Raw genomic sequence first — 14,357 nt, 5'->3', positions numbered from 1 at the left:
GAACACGGCACGGAACTCCCGCGAATACGCCGCCTCGCGACCCACCACAACCACCCCAATCGCTCAAGGTGTTGCGACCACCGAATGAACCCAAGCTGTCGTACGACGTCGATGGTGTCGTTGCCCGGCGCACGCAACTGTTGCGCGTGCAAGGAGCGACAGGATCGCTGTCGTACGACAACGGCGGTGTCGTTCCGAGTCGACAGCGCCGCCCGTCGGCAGCGCCGCCCGTCGGCAGCGCCGCCCGCCGGCAGCGTCAGGCGGTGGCGACCACGGCCTCCCACGCGACGGTCTCGCCGTAACTGCGCTTGCTGAACGGCTCGAGCCCCGCGGGCCACGTCGGTTCCGGCGATCGCTTGCTGCGTTCGACGATCACGACGGCGTCGCGCGTCAGCCGGGGGACGAGCGCGTCGAGCACCTCGGCGATCTCGGACTCCGTGACGTCGTACGGCGGGTCGATGAACACCAGGTCGAACGTCCGGACGGTCCCGCGGAGGAACCCGAGGGCCGGCTGCGCGTGCACGTCGATGCGGACACCGGGGACGCGCTGCTGCACGGTGCGCGCGTTCTCGCGACAGACCGCCGCAGCAGCAGCAGCCCGGTCCACCAGGACCACCTCGACCGCGCCGCGCGAGGCCGCTTCGAGCCCGAGTGCACCCGTCCCCGCGTAGAGGTCGGCCACGGCCGTGTCGTCGACGAGCCCGCGCGACTCGAGCGAGGAGAACAGCGCTTCGCGCACCCGGTCGCTCGTCGGTCGGGTGCCCGACTTCGGCACCCGGAGCGTCGTGGAACCGGCGGCGCCGGCGATGATGCGGGTCATGCAGCAACCGTAGCGGCCACCAGGTCACGTTCCGACGTTCTCCACAGGTCGTCCTGGAGGCTCGGTGCACGTCGGTCGTCCCGGGTACCGTTGCCGTGTGGTCACCTCAGGATCCGCCGCGCCGGCAGCCCCGTCCGACCTGCAGTGGGGTCCGGCGCCGCTGGACACGAAGCTCGCGAACGTGCTCGGCGGCCGCACGGCCAAGGCGGTCGAGAAGGCGTTCGGGTACCGCACGGTGGGGGAGTTCCTCGAGCACGCGCCGCGCCGCTATGCCGAGCGCGGTGCCCTGACGGCGCTCGACTCGCTCGCGATCGGGGAATCGGTGACGATCGTCGCCGAGGTCGTCGACGTCCGCGAACGCACGATGCGCCAGCGCAGGGGCTCCATCCTCGAAGCGAAGATCGGTGACGGCAAGGGCCTGCTGACGCTGACGTTCTTCAACCAGGGTTGGCGGACGAAGGACCTCGTCGTCGGTGCCCGCGGGATCTTCGCGGGCAAGGTCGGCGACTACCGCGGCGCCCGGCAGCTTGCGCACCCCGACTACGAATTGTTCGACGCGGACGACCCCCGTGCAACCGCCGACCCCGAGTCCGAGGAAGCGATCCGGTTCTCGCGGCAGCCGATCCCGATCTACCCGGCCACCGCGTCGCTGTCCTCGTGGCAGATCGCGAAGGCCATGGCGGTGGTGCTCGACACCTTGCCGGACATCGCCGACCCGATCCCGTCCGGCGTCAGGGCCCGGCTCGACCTGGTGCCGTTCCGACGCGCGCTCGAACTGCTGCACCGCCCGGAGAAGGTGTCCGACTTCAAGCGTGCGCAGGACGCCCTCCGCTACCGAGAGGCGTTCGTGCTGCAGACCGCCCTGGTCCAGCGTCGCATCGCCGCACGTGCGACGGCCTCGACCCCGCGGACCGCGTCGCCCGGTGGGGTCCTCGAGCGCTTCGACGCGACGCTGCCGTTCACCCTGACGGACGACCAGCGCGCCGTCGGCGACGAGATCGCGCACGACCTGACGGAGTCGTGGCCGATGCACCGTCTGGTCCAGGGCGAGGTCGGCTCCGGCAAGACCCTCGTCGCCATCCGCGCGATGCTGACGGTCGCGGAGTCCGGCGGGCAGTCGGCACTCATCGCCCCGACCGAGGTCCTGGCGGCGCAGCACCTGCGGTCGATCGTGAAGTTCCTCGGCCCCGACCTCGCCGCCGAACTCCGTCCGGTCATCCTCACGGGGTCGCAGTCCACCGACGAACGCCGTCGTGCGCTCCTCGCGGCGGCGTCCGGCAGCTCCCGGCTCGTCGTCGGCACGCACGCGCTGCTCGGCGACAAGGTGGACTTCGCCGAGCTCGGCCTCGTGGTCGTCGACGAGCAGCACCGGTTCGGTGTCGAGCAGCGTGAGGCCCTCCGCACGAAGGGCGAGCGGCCGCCGCACGTGCTCGTCCTCACCGCCACGCCGATCCCGCGCACCGTCGCGATGACCGTCTTCGGCGACCTCGACGTCTCCACGATCGCCGGCATGCCGTCGGGTCGCGCGGGGGTGGAGACCTTCACGGTGGGGCTCGCCGAGCACCCCGGGTGGGAGTCGCGGATCTGGACCCGCATGGCCGAGGAACTCGGCGCCGGCCGGCAGGCCTTCGTGGTCTGCCCGGCGATCGACGACGCCCACGCCGAGGACGACGGCGAGCCGGAAGTCGACGCGGATGACGACACACCGAAGCGTGCGCCTGCCACAGTGCTCGCGACGGCGGAGCGGATGCGCACGATGCCGGTCCTCGACGGCCGCCGGATCGAGGTCCTGCACGGCCGGATGACCGGCGACGAGAAGGACCGCGTGATGACGGCGTTCGCGGCCGGCCAGATCGACGTCCTGGTCGCGACCACCGTGATCGAGGTCGGCGTCGACGTGCCGAACGCGTCGATGATGGCGATCCTCGACGCCGACCGGTTCGGCGTCTCCCAGCTCCACCAGCTGCGCGGCCGCATCGGTCGTGGGCAGTACGCGGGCGTCTGCCTGCTCGTCACCTCCGCCGAGCTCGAGACCACCTCGCGCGAGCGGGTCGATGCAGTGGAAGGGTCTGACGACGGCTTCGAGCTCGCCCGCGTGGACCTCGAGCTCCGCCGCGAAGGCGACGTGTTGGGGGAGCGGCAGTCCGGCGGGCGGTCGTCCCTCAACCTGCTCCGGGTCGTGCGGGACGCCGACATCATCGTCGATGCGCGGGAAGAAGCCGAACGACTGCTCGGGATCGACCCGTCGCTCGACGGGCAGCCCGAGCTCCGAGACGCACTCGCCCGGCGTCTGGACGAGTCCGACGCGGCCTTCCTCGGCAAGAACTGAACCGGCGGCGGGGCAGGTATCGTCGCGGGTATGACGCAGATCGCGGTCGTCCCCGGCTCCTTCGACCCCGTGACCCTCGGGCACCTCGACGTGATCGGTCGGGCGGCAGGACTCTTCGACGAGGTCCACGTCCTCGTCGTGCACAACCCCGACAAGAAGACCGCGATGTTCGACGCCGTCGATCGTGTCCGGCTGATCGAGGAGTCGTTGGCCGAGACCGGTGCGCCGGCGAACATCCGGGTCGGGGAGTGGACCGCCGGGCTCCTCGTCGACTACTGTCGGCAGGTCGGCGCGACGGTCCTGGTGAAAGGCGTCCGCTCGGGCGAGGACGTCGCGTACGAGACCCCGATGGCGATCATAAACCGGCACCTCGCCGACGTCGAGACGGTGTTCCTGCTGCCCGAGGCGTCGCGTGCCCACGTGTCGAGTTCGCTCATCCGGCAGGTGGCGACGCTCGGCGGAGACGTGTCGCCGTACGTGCCCGTCGTGGTGGACGAAGCACTCCGGAACGCCGTCGGCTGAGACGACACGGCAGCGCGCTCCTCGACGTCAGCCGTTGTCCGCGCTAGGATGGTCGATCGTGTCTTCCCCCGTGAACAGCCCCTACGCCCTGCGCGTGCGTGACCTCGCGCACCGCCCGGGCGAGATGCGCGAGCACACGCTCGACATCACCGTCCCCGAGACCCTCGGGGCAGGGGTCGTGGCCGTTCGCGAGGGCGCTCCGATCCACATCGAGCTGCGGCTCGAGGGCCTCCACGAGGGCGTGCTCGTCTCCGGGCACGCTTCCGCAGAGGCCACCGGGCAGTGCTCGCGCTGCCTCATCGACATCAGCGAACCGGTCGAAGTCGATTTCGCCGAGCTGTTCGCGTATGATGCCTCGGAGGATTTCGACTTCCATGTTCACGAAGACCACGTGGATTCTGAACCGGTCGTTCGAGACGCGGTGGTGCTGTCACTGCCGTTCCAGCCGGTCTGCCGACCGGACTGCCCAGGACTCGACCCGGTGACGGGGGAGCGCCTGGCAGACACGGGGCGTACGGCTCCCGAGCCGACGGATCCCCGCTGGGCTGCGCTCGACGGACTGACGTTCGACGAGAACGACAGCTGAAGTCCGAGAACGACAGCTGAAGTCCGAGAACGACAGCTGAAGACCGAGCACGGCGCTCACAGCACCTCCACCGACTGACCACCGACCAACCGAAAGAGAACCACCATGGCCGTTCCCAAGCGCAAGCAATCCCGTGCCAACACGCACGCCCGTCGTTCGCAGTGGAAGGCCGCGCCGGTCCAGCTCGTGAAGACGATCGAGAACGGCAAGGTCACCTACAGCCTCCCGCACCGCGCGAAGGTCGTCGAGGACTCGGCCGGCACCGCCCTGTACATGGAGTACAAGGGCCGCAAGGTCGCCGACGTCTGATTCGGTAGCACGCATGGCAGCGACGTCCGGCTCCACGGGGTCCAACCCCGCGGGGTCGGACGTCGCTCGTCTGCGTGCACTGCTCCGGGTCGACGTGTCCCCGGAGTTGCTCCAACTCGCCCTGACGCACCGCTCGTTCGCGTACGAGCACGGCGGCATCGGGCACAACGAACGCCTCGAGTTCCTCGGTGACTCCATCCTCGGTCAAGCCGTGACGGTGAAGCTCTACCGCGACTTCCCTGATCTCGACGAAGGCGACCTGGCCAAGCGCCGGGCGAGCCTCGTCTCGACGGTCGCCCTCGCGGAGATCGCCCGGCTCAACGGCCTCGGCGCCTACCTGCGTCTCGGCAAGGGCGAGGAACTGACCGGCGGCCGCGACAAGTCGTCGATCCTCGCCGACACCGTCGAAGCCGTCATCGGCGCGACGTACCTCTCCGCCGGACCGGACGAAGCGACCGCGCTCGTCCTGCGCCTCGTGGAGCCGCTGCTCATCGACCCCGACCGTTTCGGTGCCGCGATGGACCCGAAGACGAGCCTGCAGGAGCTCGCGTCGTCGCTGACCCTCGGCAACCCGGCCTACCGGGTCACCGAGGAGGGCCCTGACCACGACAAGACCTTCCACGCGACCGTCGTGCTGCAGGGCGAGGACATCGCCTCGGGCTCCGGGTCGAGCAAGAAGACCGCCGAGATGGCCGCGGCGCTGGACGCCTGGACGCGCCTCTCCGGCCGGAGCACCGACGACAGCACGACGGCGGCGCCAGACCGCGCGGCAGAGCCCGCCGGCGCCGCAGAGCCCGCCGGGTCCTAGCGCGTGCCCGAACTCCCCGAGGTCGAGGTCGTCCGCGCCGGCCTCGAACCCGCGGTCAGCGGCGCACGGGTCCTCGCCGTGCACGTCGCTGACGAGCGGGCCCTCACGCGCCACGACGGCCCCGCCGAGGACTTCGCACACCGCCTGACCGGCAGGACCATCGCCGCCGCCGTCCGCCGTGGGAAGTTCATCTGGCTCCCGCTCGCCGAGCCGGGCGCCGACGGCCGGGCAGAAGCGCTCGTGGCACACCTCGGCATGAGCGGGCAGATCCTGCTCGGCCGCGACCGCCCGGCGGCGAAGCACCGCCGCATCGTCATCCACGTCCAGCCGGATGGGTCGGACCGCGACGGCACGCCGGAGTCTCCCGTCGAGCTCGAGTTCGTGGACCAGCGCACGTTCGGCTCGATGGCGATCGACGCGATGGTGCCCACGATCGACGGCGCTCCCGCAGGGTTCGCCGGCGTCGTGGACGACCGACAGCCCGATGCCCCTTGGCGTCGGAGCATCCCGACGCAGGTCTCCCACATCGCCCGCGACCCGCTCGACCCCGCGTTCGACGACGACCGGTTCGTGCAGATGGCGAGGAAGCGTTCCAGCGGCATCAAGCGGGTGCTGCTCGACCAGGGCGTCGTGAGCGGCATCGGCAACATCTACGCCGACGAGTCGCTGTGGGCCGCGAAGCTGCACTACGACCGGCCGGCGGACCGTCTTCCGCGGGCATCGGTGCTGCTGCTCCTCCACGAGGTCCGCAGCGTGCTCGCGCGTGCACTCGAGGACGGTGGCACGAGCTTCGACGCCCAGTACGTCAACGTGAACGGGCAGTCCGGCTACTTCTCGCAACGGCTCAGCGTCTACGGCCAGCAGGGGAAGCCGTGCCCGCGGTGCGGCACGACGATCGTGCGTGAGGCGTTCATGAACCGGTCCAGCCACATCTGCCCCGTGTGCCAGCCGCGTCCGCGCGCTCGCAGGCGTTAGCCTGACGCCGAACAGCGAGACACCAGCCAGCGAGCAGCGCGACGAGCGACACACCCGGAGACCGCCATGTACTTGAAGAGCCTGACCATCAAGGGGTTCAAGTCCTTCGCGCAACCGACGACGTTCGCGTTCGAACCAGGGGTGACCTGCATCGTCGGCCCGAACGGCTCCGGCAAGTCCAACGTGGTCGACGCCCTCGCGTGGGTGATGGGGGAGCAGGGCGCGAAGACGCTCCGTGGCGGCAAGATGGAGGACGTCATCTTCGCCGGCACCTCGACCCGTGGCCCGCTCGGTCGGGCGCAGGTGCTCCTGACGATCGACAACACCGATGGGCTCCTGCCGATCGACTACAGCGAGGTGACGATCTCCCGCACGCTGTTCCGGAACGGCGGCAGCGAGTACGCCATCAACGGTGAGAACTGCCGTCTGCTCGACGTGCAGGAACTGCTCTCGGACACCGGCCTCGGGCGCGAGATGCACGTCATCGTCGGCCAGGGGCAGCTCGACAAGGTCCTGCACGCCACCCCCGAGGACCGCCGCGGCTTCATCGAGGAGGCGGCCGGCATCCTGAAGCACCGTCGGCGCAAGGAGAAGACCCTCCGGAAGCTCGACGCCATGCAGACGAACCTCACGCGGCTGTCCGACCTCGCCGGCGAGATCCGTCGTCAGCTGAAGCCCCTCGGTCGCCAGGCCGAGGTCGCACGCAAGGCCCAGTCCGTCGCGGCCGTCGCCCGCGACGCCAAGGCCAGGATCCTGGCGGACGACGTCGTCCGCCTGCGCCGCGAGCTGCACGAGCACCAGGAGGTCGAGGCCGGCCGGAAGTCCGAGCGCATCGTCCTCACCGAACGCCTCGACCAGACCCGCGCCCGGCAGCAGCACGTCGAGCAGAGCATGGTCGGCGACGACGTCGACCGCGCCCGCACGGTCGTGCACCGACTGGAGAGCGTGCAGGAACGGCTCCGCGGCCTGTCGAGCCTCGCCAACCAGCGGCTGATGCTCCTCGCACAGCAGTCGGACGCCCCGCAGCAAGGCCCCACGATCACCACCGAGCAGGTCGCCGGGGTCCGGGCCGAAGGAGACCGGCTCGACGCCCAGGCCACCGCGATGCAGCAGGGGATGGCAGCAGCAGCCGACCGGGTCCGGCAGGCCCGTGCGACCCTCGACGCCCTCGACGAGCGGATCGCCGCGCAGGCAGCGCTCGTCTCCCAGCACGACCTCGACGCGCAGCGGCTCGCCAGTGCGGTCGACGTGGCACGGTCCAAGCGGGGCTCCGCCGTCGCCGACCGGGAGCGACGGGAGCGCGCGCTCACCGAGGCCACCGAACGTTCCCGGATCGCCGAGGCGGCCCTCGCGGACGTCGGGACGGACCCGTCGGCGGACACCGACGCCGATGCCCTGCAGACTGCGCTGGACGCCGCGCGCGAGCGGCTCGAACGGACGCAGACCGCCCGCGACGAGCTCCGCGACCGGCTGCACGGCATGGAACGCGAGCGGGACGCGCTCGACGCGCGCGTTGCCGCACTCGGCATGTCGATCGACGTCCGCGACGGTTCCCAGGCGCTCATCGAGGCGGGGCGTGCCGGGATCGTCGGCCGGCTCGCCGACCACCTCACCGTCACCTCCGGCTTCGAGGCCGCCATCGCCGCGGCGCTCGACGGACTCGCCGACGCCGTCCTGGCCGAGGACCGCGCAGCCGCCCTCGACGCCGTCGCACACGCCCGCACCGAGGACATCGGTCGCATCGACGTGGTCGTCGCGGACGCCGCAGGGACCACGGTCGGCTCCTCCGCACCCGCCGGCGTCCGCCGCGCCCTCGACCTGGTCAGCGGCCCGCCGACGCTGTCCGCGATCCTCGCGGACACGCTGGTCGCCGACTCGGACGACGTCGATCTGGAGGCCGTGCTCACCGCCGCCCCGCAGGCGACGGTCGTGACGCGGTCGGGTGACCTGGTCCGTGCGGTCCGCGTGACCGGCGGCGGTGAGCGGACCACCTCGCGCATCGAGCTCGTCGCGGAACGGGACGACGCGGTGACGCGCCGCGATGCCATCGCGACGTCCGTGGCGGAGCTCGCCACGAGCCTCCAGGCCGCTCGCATCGACGTCGACGACGCACGCCGCGCTGCGGACGACGCGGACCGGACGAGCCGCGCGCACGCCGCTGCGGTGGCGGAGTACGACCGGACGAGCGCGTCGGTCCGGGCGAAGGCGGAGAACGCCCTCGCCGAGGTCGAGCGACTCCGGGCCGCGCTCGGTGAGACGGACGGTGCCGTCGAGTCAGCGGAACGTGTCCTCGCCGAGGCCGAGCAGGCGCAGCAGGAGCACGCTGGGGCGCCGCGACCGACCGTCGACGCCACCGAACGGCCGGCGCTGCAGGACGCGCTCGAGGCGGCGCGTGCCGCGGAGATCGAACAGCGCATCCAGATCGACACCGTGCGCGAGCGGGCGCGGGCCGAACGGTCGCGTGCCGACCAGCTCGACCGGCAGCTCGAGTCGGAGCGTGCGGCGGCCGAGGAAGCGGCACGGCTCGCGGTCATCCGACGTGGACAGATGGCGACGGCCGAGAGCGTCCTCGCGGACCTGCCGGAGGTGCTCGGCGCGGTCGACCGCTCGCTGGCCGAGGCGCGCGTGGAACTCGCGACCGCGGAGTCCGAACGGTCGAAGCGCAACACCGAGCTGCAGACGATCCGGAACGAGGAACGCGAGCTGCGGGATCGCCTGCAGTCGATCACCGACGGTGTGCACTCGCTCGAGATGGAGATCTACGAGAAGAAGCTCCACGTGTCCGGCGTGCTCGACCGGGCGCAGAGCGAGCTCGGGCTCGTCGAGGCCGTCCTGGTGGCGGAGTACGGGCCCGACGTTCCCGTGCCCGTCGACGTGCTCATCGACCCCCGGGTGCTCGCGCGGAAGCACCGGGATGCCTCGCGGGCGGCCGCCGCCGCCGCAGCCGCGGTCGCTCCGGACGAGGACGAGGACGTCGACTCGGACTCCCCCGACTCCGCCGACGTGGACTCCGTGGACGTGGACGTGGACGTGGACCTGGACGTGGACGTCCCCGAGCTCGTCGACGCCGAGTCGACCCTGCCCGGCGGCCCCGCGCTGCCCGAGTTCGACGCGACCGACGACGTCGACCTCACCGAGGTCGAGACGGTGCCCTACGTGCGCGCCGAACAGGAGCGCCGGCTGAAGGCGGCGGAACGCGACCTCGGTCAGCTCGGCAAGGTGAACCCGCTCGCGCTCGAGGAGTTCCAGGCGCTCGAGCAGCGGCACGCGTTCCTCGCCGAGCAGCTCGAGGACCTGCAGAAGACCCGCACCGACCTCATGACGATCATCGAGGAGCTCGACGCGAAGATGCAGACCATCTTCGAGTCGGCGTTCAACGACACCCGCGAGGCCTTCGACGTCATCTTCCCGATCCTCTTCCCCGGTGGGTCCGGGTCGATCACGCTGACCGACCCCACCGACCTGCTCGGGACGGGGATCGACGTGCAGGTGAAGCCGGCAGGCAAGAAGATCGACCGCCTGACGCTGCTGTCGGGTGGCGAGCGGTCCCTGGCGGCGGTGGCGCTCCTCGTGGCGATCTTCACCGCGAGGCCCTCGCCGTTCTACATCATGGACGAGGTCGAGGCGGCGCTCGACGACGCGAACCTCGGGCGGCTGCTGACCGTGTTCGAACGACTCCGCGAGGCCTCGCAGCTCATCGTGATCACGCACCAGAAGCGCACGATGGAGATCGCCGACGCGCTGTACGGCGTCTCCATGCGGCAGGACGGCGTCTCGGCCGTGGTCGGCCAGCGCGTCCAGCGTCGCGACGCCGCGTAGCGCGCCGCCCGGCCCGGCTGCCCGCTGGCCCGCGGGGGAGTACCGCGAAAGCGACAGTTCCCCGCTGGACTCCGGCGGGGAACTGTCGCTTTCGCGGCTACTTCGCGTCGGCCTCCGCAGCCACCGTGGGCTGCGAGCCCGTCGGGGTCAGGCCGCGCGCACGACGCTTGTTCGAGACCACGAGGGACGCGACCGTCGCGACCGCGATCGTCAGCATGATGAACCCGAGCGAGAACCAGATCGGGATCTCCGGCGCCCACTCGATGTGCTCGCCGCCGTTGATGAACGGCAGCTCGTTGACGTGCATGGCGTGGAACACGAGCTTCACGCCGATGAACCCGAGGATGACGGCGAGCCCCTGGCCGAGGTAGATGAGCCGCTCGAGCAGCCCCGCGATGAGGAAGTAGAGCTGTCGGAGCCCGAGGAGCGAGAACGCGTTCGCGGTGAAGACGATGAAGGCGTCCTGCGTCAGACCGAAGATCGCGGGGATCGAGTCGAGCGCGAACAGCACGTCGGTGAGGCCGATGGCGACCATGACGAGCAGCATCGGGGTGAACAGCCGCTTGCCGTCGACCTTCGTGGTCAGGCGGTCACCGTCGTAGTGGTCCGACGTCGGGATGATCTGCTTCAGGACCCGGATGAGGCGGGAATCGCCTTCGTCTGCACCGTGGTCGTTGCCGCTGCGGGCCTGGGACCACGCGAGCCAGAACAGCAGCGCGCCGAACAGGTAGAACACCCACGAGAAGTTGTCGATGATCGTGACGCCGAGCGCGATGAACAGGCCGCGGGCCACGAGGGCGATCGCGACCCCGACGAGGAGGACCTTCTGCTGGAACTCCTTCGGCACCGCGAACGACGACATGATGATGAGGAAGACGAACAGGTTGTCGACCGACAGGGCCTTCTCTGTCAGCCACCCGGCGAAGTACTCACCGCCGGCCTGATTGCCGCCGAAGACCCAGATCCCGATGCCGAACACGATCGCCAGGGCGATGTACACGACGGACCAGAACGCGGACTCGCGGATGTGCGGCACGTGCGGCTTGCGCACGTGCGAGAAGAAGTCGAACACCAGCAGGCCGAGGATGCCGGCGATGGTGATGATCCAGACGAGGAACGGGACGTCCAAGGAGTTTCCCTTCAGGGGGCGTACCGGGTACGCCGAGGCCTGAAGGTCTCTTCCGCCGCGATCTGCTGCAACCGATCGCGACCGGCGCCCCGGATCCGGATCGTCCCGGACCGTACTGACGAGGTCACCGAGAGGGAATACTCCCCTTCGTGAGGCCGAGCATACCGGGGACCGGCATCAGCCGCCGCGCCCTAAGCTGGGAACATGGCGAGTTCCTGGTCACTGTCCTCCCGGCTGCGCGGGCTCTTCCAGCGGAAGACCATCGACGAGACGACGTGGGACGACCTCGAGACGGCCTTGATCGGCGCTGACTTCGGCCCGGACATCTCCGAGGAGATCATCGAGGACCTGCACGCCCGCGTCGACCGCTACGGCACGACCGACCCCGCCGACCTGCAGCGCATGCTCCGCGAGGTGCTCGAGGAACGGCTCTCGAAGCTCGACACCACCCTGAAGCTCAGCGCGCGTCCCGCGGTGGTCCTGGTCGTCGGCGTGAACGGCGTCGGCAAGACGACCACGATCGGCAAGTTCGCGAAGTTCCTGAAGACCTACGACCGCACGGTGCTCGTCGGCGCGGCGGACACGTTCCGTGCGGCGGCGGTCGAGCAGGTCGCGACGTGGGCCCAGCGTGCCGGGGTCGACGTGGTCCGCCCCGCCCAGCCCGGCCAGGACCCGGCGTCGGTGGCGTACCAGACCGTCGAGAAGGCCATGCGAGAAGGCACCGAGATCGTGGTCATCGACACCGCGGGTCGTCTGCACACCAAGGCCGGGCTGATGGACGAGCTCGGCAAGATCAAGCGCGTCGTCGAGAAGCAGACCGAGATCTCCGAGGTCCTGCTCGTGCTCGACGCGACGACCGGGCAGAACGGGCTCGCGCAGGCGCAGGCCTTCATCGAGGGTGCCGGTGTGACCGGGCTCGTCATCACGAAGCTCGACGGCTCCGCGAAGGCCGGGTTCGTGCTGAGCGTGCAGGAGAAGACGGGCATCCCGATCAAGCTGATCGGGCAGGGCGAGGGCATCAACGACCTGACCGGGTTCACCCCGCACGTGTTCGTGCAGAACCTCGTCGGCTGATTCCGGGTACCGTCTCGGCAGTACAGGGATCGTCCAGGTACACGGAAGGAGCCCTCACATGCCCGCACTCCTGATCATCGCGATCGTCGTCGGCCTCGTCCTGCTCTTCAGCGGCATCTTCGTCGGTGCACTGAAGTTCCTGCTCTGGGTCGGCATCGTCCTCATCATCCTCGCCGTCATCGGCTGGCTGCTGCGGAGCATCCGCGGTCGCGCGTAGCAAGCAGCGTGCCCTGAACGGGCACCACGCAGACAGGAGGCACGGTGCCAGCTGGCACCGTGCCTCCTGTCGGTCTGTGGCTCGTCCTAGACCGCCTGGCGGCCCACCGGGGCGTCCACCAGGTGCGCGAGGTGCGCCGGCACCGTGCCGCCGCGCGCGACGGTCGCACGGGCCCAGAGCCGTCCGGCACGGTACGAGGACCGGACCAGCGGACCGGCGAGGACCCCCGCGAAACCCATGTCCTCGGCGAGTTCGCGGAGCTCGACGAACTCCTCCGGCTTGACCCACCTCGCGACCGGCAGGTGCCGGGGCGACGGACGGAGGTACTGCGTGAGCGTGATGATGTCGGTGCCGGCGTCGTACAGCTGCCGGAGGGCGTCCTCGATCTCGGCACGTTCCTCGCCCATGCCGAGGATGAGGTTCGACTTCGTCACGAGGCCCGCGTCGCGCCCCTGCGTGATGACGTCGAGCGAGCGCTCGAACCGGAAGGCCGGACGGATGCGCTTGAAGATGCGGGGGACCGTCTCGACGTTGTGGGCGAAGACCTCCGGGCGGGCGTCGAACACCTGGCCGAGCTGGTCCGGGCGGCCGTTGAAGTCCGGCACGAGGATCTCGACGCCGGTGCCGGGGGAGTGCTCGTGGATCGCCCGGATGGTCTCGGCATAGAGCCAGGCCCCGCCGTCGTCCAGGTCGTCGCGTGCGACACCGGTGACCGTGGCGTAGCGCAGGCCCATGCTGGCGACGGAGTCCGCGACGCGTCGGGGCTCGTCACGGTCGAGCGGCTCGGGCTTGCCGGTGTCGATCTGGCAGAAGTCGCACCGGCGCGTGCACTGGGCGCCCCCGATGAGGAACGTCGCCTCGCGGTCCTCCCAGCACTCGAAGATGTTCGGGCACCCGGCCTCCTGGCAGACGGTGTGCAGCTGCTCGGACTTGACCAGGGCGGAGACCTCCTTGAACTCCGGACCCTGGGTCGCGCGGGTCTTGATCCACGCGGGCTTCGTCTCGATCGGTGTCTCGGCGTTCCTGGCCTCGACGCGGAGCATGCGGCGGCCTTCTGGAGCGAGGGTCATGCGGGGATCCGTTCGGCTGTGCTGATGACGGCGCCGCTGATGCGTGCGCCGGTGTGCATGCCGTCGAGCGCGTCCTGGACTCGACGTGCGACGGTGTCGGCGATGTCGTCGACGGTCACGGTTCGCGCTGCCGCCGCGCCGAGGGTGGTCACGCCGGCGTCGGCGATCCCGCACGGCACGATCGCGGCGTACGCGTCGAGCGCGTTGCCGCAGTTGATCGCGATGCCGTGGCTCGTGACGCCCTCCCCGACGTGCAGGCCGATCGCGCCGACCTTGTCGAACGTGCCGGCCGGGTTCCGGACCCAGGCGCCGCTGCGGCCGTCGACCCGTTCGGCGACGACCCCGACGGTCGCTGCAGCGTCGATGATGACCTGCTCGAGGTCGCGCACCCACGCCACGACGTCGAGGGGGTCGGCGAGCCGGACGATCGGGTAGGCGACGAGCTGCCCGGGTCCGTGCCAGGTGATGCGTCCGCCCCGGTCGACCTCGACCACGGGGGAGCCGTCCGTCGGCAGGTCGGACCGCTCGGTGCGTCGACCGGCCGTGTACACGGAGGGGTGCTCGCAGAGGACGAGTGCCCCGGGGGAGCGGCCAGCGACGACGTCGGCGTGGAGCGTCCGCTGCAGTGCGAGCCCCTCGGCGTAGTCGAGCAGTCCGGGCGGACGGAGGACCTCGAGTTCCGGCATGCTCCGAGCGTAC

The 14,357-nt window shown here is 70.5% G+C and carries 13 protein-coding genes; 9 read left to right on the top strand and 4 right to left on the bottom strand.

What is annotated here, in order from left to right; all coding sequences use genetic code 11:
* Window positions 1–256 precede the first annotated feature (256 nt).
* The gene (locus ACIPJ2_RS19175) at window positions 257–820 is read right to left on the bottom strand and encodes an RsmD family RNA methyltransferase (RefSeq protein WP_402730174.1); all 564 of its coding nucleotides are present in this window, start codon (window positions 818–820) and stop codon (window positions 257–259) included.
* A 139-nt stretch (window positions 821–959) separates the two neighbouring features.
* On the opposite strand from ACIPJ2_RS19175, the gene ACIPJ2_RS19170 reads away from it, so the two are divergent.
* From ACIPJ2_RS19170 to ACIPJ2_RS19140, 7 genes are all read left to right on the top strand, one after another.
* Window positions 960–3,149, top strand: a complete 2,190-nt coding sequence (locus tag ACIPJ2_RS19170; RefSeq protein ID WP_402730175.1) for an ATP-dependent DNA helicase RecG — start codon at window positions 960–962, stop codon at window positions 3,147–3,149.
* Between the two features lie 30 nt (window positions 3,150–3,179).
* On the top strand, window positions 3,180–3,671 hold the full coding sequence (gene coaD, locus ACIPJ2_RS19165) for a pantetheine-phosphate adenylyltransferase (RefSeq protein ID WP_402730173.1): 492 nt from the start codon (window positions 3,180–3,182) through the stop codon (window positions 3,669–3,671).
* A 124-nt stretch (window positions 3,672–3,795) separates the two neighbouring features.
* A complete protein-coding gene (locus ACIPJ2_RS19160) occupies window positions 3,796–4,257 on the top strand; it encodes a YceD family protein (protein WP_402730172.1) in 462 nt (153 codons plus the stop codon).
* 105 nt (window positions 4,258–4,362) lie between these two features.
* Window positions 4,363–4,566, top strand: a complete 204-nt coding sequence (gene rpmF, locus ACIPJ2_RS19155; protein WP_058728177.1) for a 50S ribosomal protein L32 — start codon at window positions 4,363–4,365, stop codon at window positions 4,564–4,566.
* Window positions 4,567–4,579: 13 nt separating this feature from the next.
* The gene (gene rnc, locus ACIPJ2_RS19150; protein ID WP_402730171.1) at window positions 4,580–5,374 is read left to right on the top strand and encodes a ribonuclease III; all 795 of its coding nucleotides are present in this window, start codon (window positions 4,580–4,582) and stop codon (window positions 5,372–5,374) included.
* Window positions 5,375–5,377: 3 nt separating this feature from the next.
* Window positions 5,378–6,349 (top strand): bifunctional DNA-formamidopyrimidine glycosylase/DNA-(apurinic or apyrimidinic site) lyase, encoded by a 972-nt coding sequence (gene mutM / locus ACIPJ2_RS19145; protein WP_402730170.1) that lies wholly within the window; start codon window positions 5,378–5,380, stop codon window positions 6,347–6,349.
* Window positions 6,350–6,415: 66 nt separating this feature from the next.
* Window positions 6,416–10,168: a chromosome segregation SMC family protein gene (locus ACIPJ2_RS19140; RefSeq protein WP_402730169.1), complete on the top strand. Its 3,753-nt coding sequence runs from the start codon at window positions 6,416–6,418 to the stop codon at window positions 10,166–10,168.
* A gap of 97 nt (window positions 10,169–10,265) precedes the next feature.
* On the opposite strand, the gene ACIPJ2_RS19135 is transcribed toward ACIPJ2_RS19140, so the two are convergent.
* On the bottom strand, window positions 10,266–11,297 hold the full coding sequence (locus tag ACIPJ2_RS19135) for a TerC family protein (RefSeq protein WP_402730168.1): 1,032 nt from the start codon (window positions 11,295–11,297) through the stop codon (window positions 10,266–10,268).
* 204 nt (window positions 11,298–11,501) lie between these two features.
* On the opposite strand from ACIPJ2_RS19135, the gene ftsY reads away from it, so the two are divergent.
* Together ftsY and ACIPJ2_RS19125 are read left to right on the top strand one after the other, a co-directional pair.
* Window positions 11,502–12,371, top strand: a complete 870-nt coding sequence (gene ftsY, locus ACIPJ2_RS19130) for a signal recognition particle-docking protein FtsY (protein WP_281264880.1) — start codon at window positions 11,502–11,504, stop codon at window positions 12,369–12,371.
* Between the two features lie 58 nt (window positions 12,372–12,429).
* Window positions 12,430–12,588 (top strand): hypothetical protein, encoded by a 159-nt coding sequence (locus tag ACIPJ2_RS19125; protein WP_281264879.1) that lies wholly within the window; start codon window positions 12,430–12,432, stop codon window positions 12,586–12,588.
* 86 nt (window positions 12,589–12,674) lie between these two features.
* On the opposite strand, the gene lipA is transcribed toward ACIPJ2_RS19125, so the two are convergent.
* Together lipA and lipB are read right to left on the bottom strand one after the other, a co-directional pair.
* The gene (gene lipA, locus ACIPJ2_RS19120; RefSeq protein WP_281264878.1) at window positions 12,675–13,658 is read right to left on the bottom strand and encodes a lipoyl synthase; all 984 of its coding nucleotides are present in this window, start codon (window positions 13,656–13,658) and stop codon (window positions 12,675–12,677) included.
* Window positions 13,655–14,344 (bottom strand): lipoyl(octanoyl) transferase LipB, encoded by a 690-nt coding sequence (gene lipB / locus ACIPJ2_RS19115; RefSeq protein WP_402730167.1) that lies wholly within the window; start codon window positions 14,342–14,344, stop codon window positions 13,655–13,657. The genes lipA and lipB overlap by 4 nt, the downstream gene beginning before the upstream one ends.
* Between the last annotated feature and the right edge of the window lie 13 nt (window positions 14,345–14,357).

The sequence above is a fragment of the Curtobacterium sp. NPDC090217 genome (genome assembly GCF_044746705.1).
Lineage (GTDB): Bacteria > Actinomycetota > Actinomycetes > Actinomycetales > Microbacteriaceae > Curtobacterium.
This window is presented reverse-complemented; position numbering and strand designations above follow the sequence as displayed.

What these genes read in the sequence shown, in the direction of transcription:
- ACIPJ2_RS19175 (WP_402730174.1), bottom strand. Translation starts at nt 820, where the DNA reads ATGACCCGCATCATCGCCGGCGCCGCCGGTTCCACGACGCTCCGGGTG.
- coaD (WP_402730173.1), top strand. Translation starts at nt 3,180, where the DNA reads ATGACGCAGATCGCGGTCGTCCCCGGCTCCTTCGACCCCGTGACCCTC.
- ACIPJ2_RS19160 (WP_402730172.1), top strand. Translation starts at nt 3,796, where the DNA reads ATGCGCGAGCACACGCTCGACATCACCGTCCCCGAGACCCTCGGGGCA.
- rpmF (WP_058728177.1), top strand. Translation starts at nt 4,363, where the DNA reads ATGGCCGTTCCCAAGCGCAAGCAATCCCGTGCCAACACGCACGCCCGT.
- rnc (WP_402730171.1), top strand. Translation starts at nt 4,580, where the DNA reads ATGGCAGCGACGTCCGGCTCCACGGGGTCCAACCCCGCGGGGTCGGAC.
- ACIPJ2_RS19140 (WP_402730169.1), top strand. Translation starts at nt 6,416, where the DNA reads ATGTACTTGAAGAGCCTGACCATCAAGGGGTTCAAGTCCTTCGCGCAA.
- ftsY (WP_281264880.1), top strand. Translation starts at nt 11,502, where the DNA reads ATGGCGAGTTCCTGGTCACTGTCCTCCCGGCTGCGCGGGCTCTTCCAG.
- ACIPJ2_RS19125 (WP_281264879.1), top strand. Translation starts at nt 12,430, where the DNA reads ATGCCCGCACTCCTGATCATCGCGATCGTCGTCGGCCTCGTCCTGCTC.
- lipA (WP_281264878.1), bottom strand. Translation starts at nt 13,658, where the DNA reads ATGACCCTCGCTCCAGAAGGCCGCCGCATGCTCCGCGTCGAGGCCAGG.
- lipB (WP_402730167.1), bottom strand. Translation starts at nt 14,344, where the DNA reads ATGCCGGAACTCGAGGTCCTCCGTCCGCCCGGACTGCTCGACTACGCC.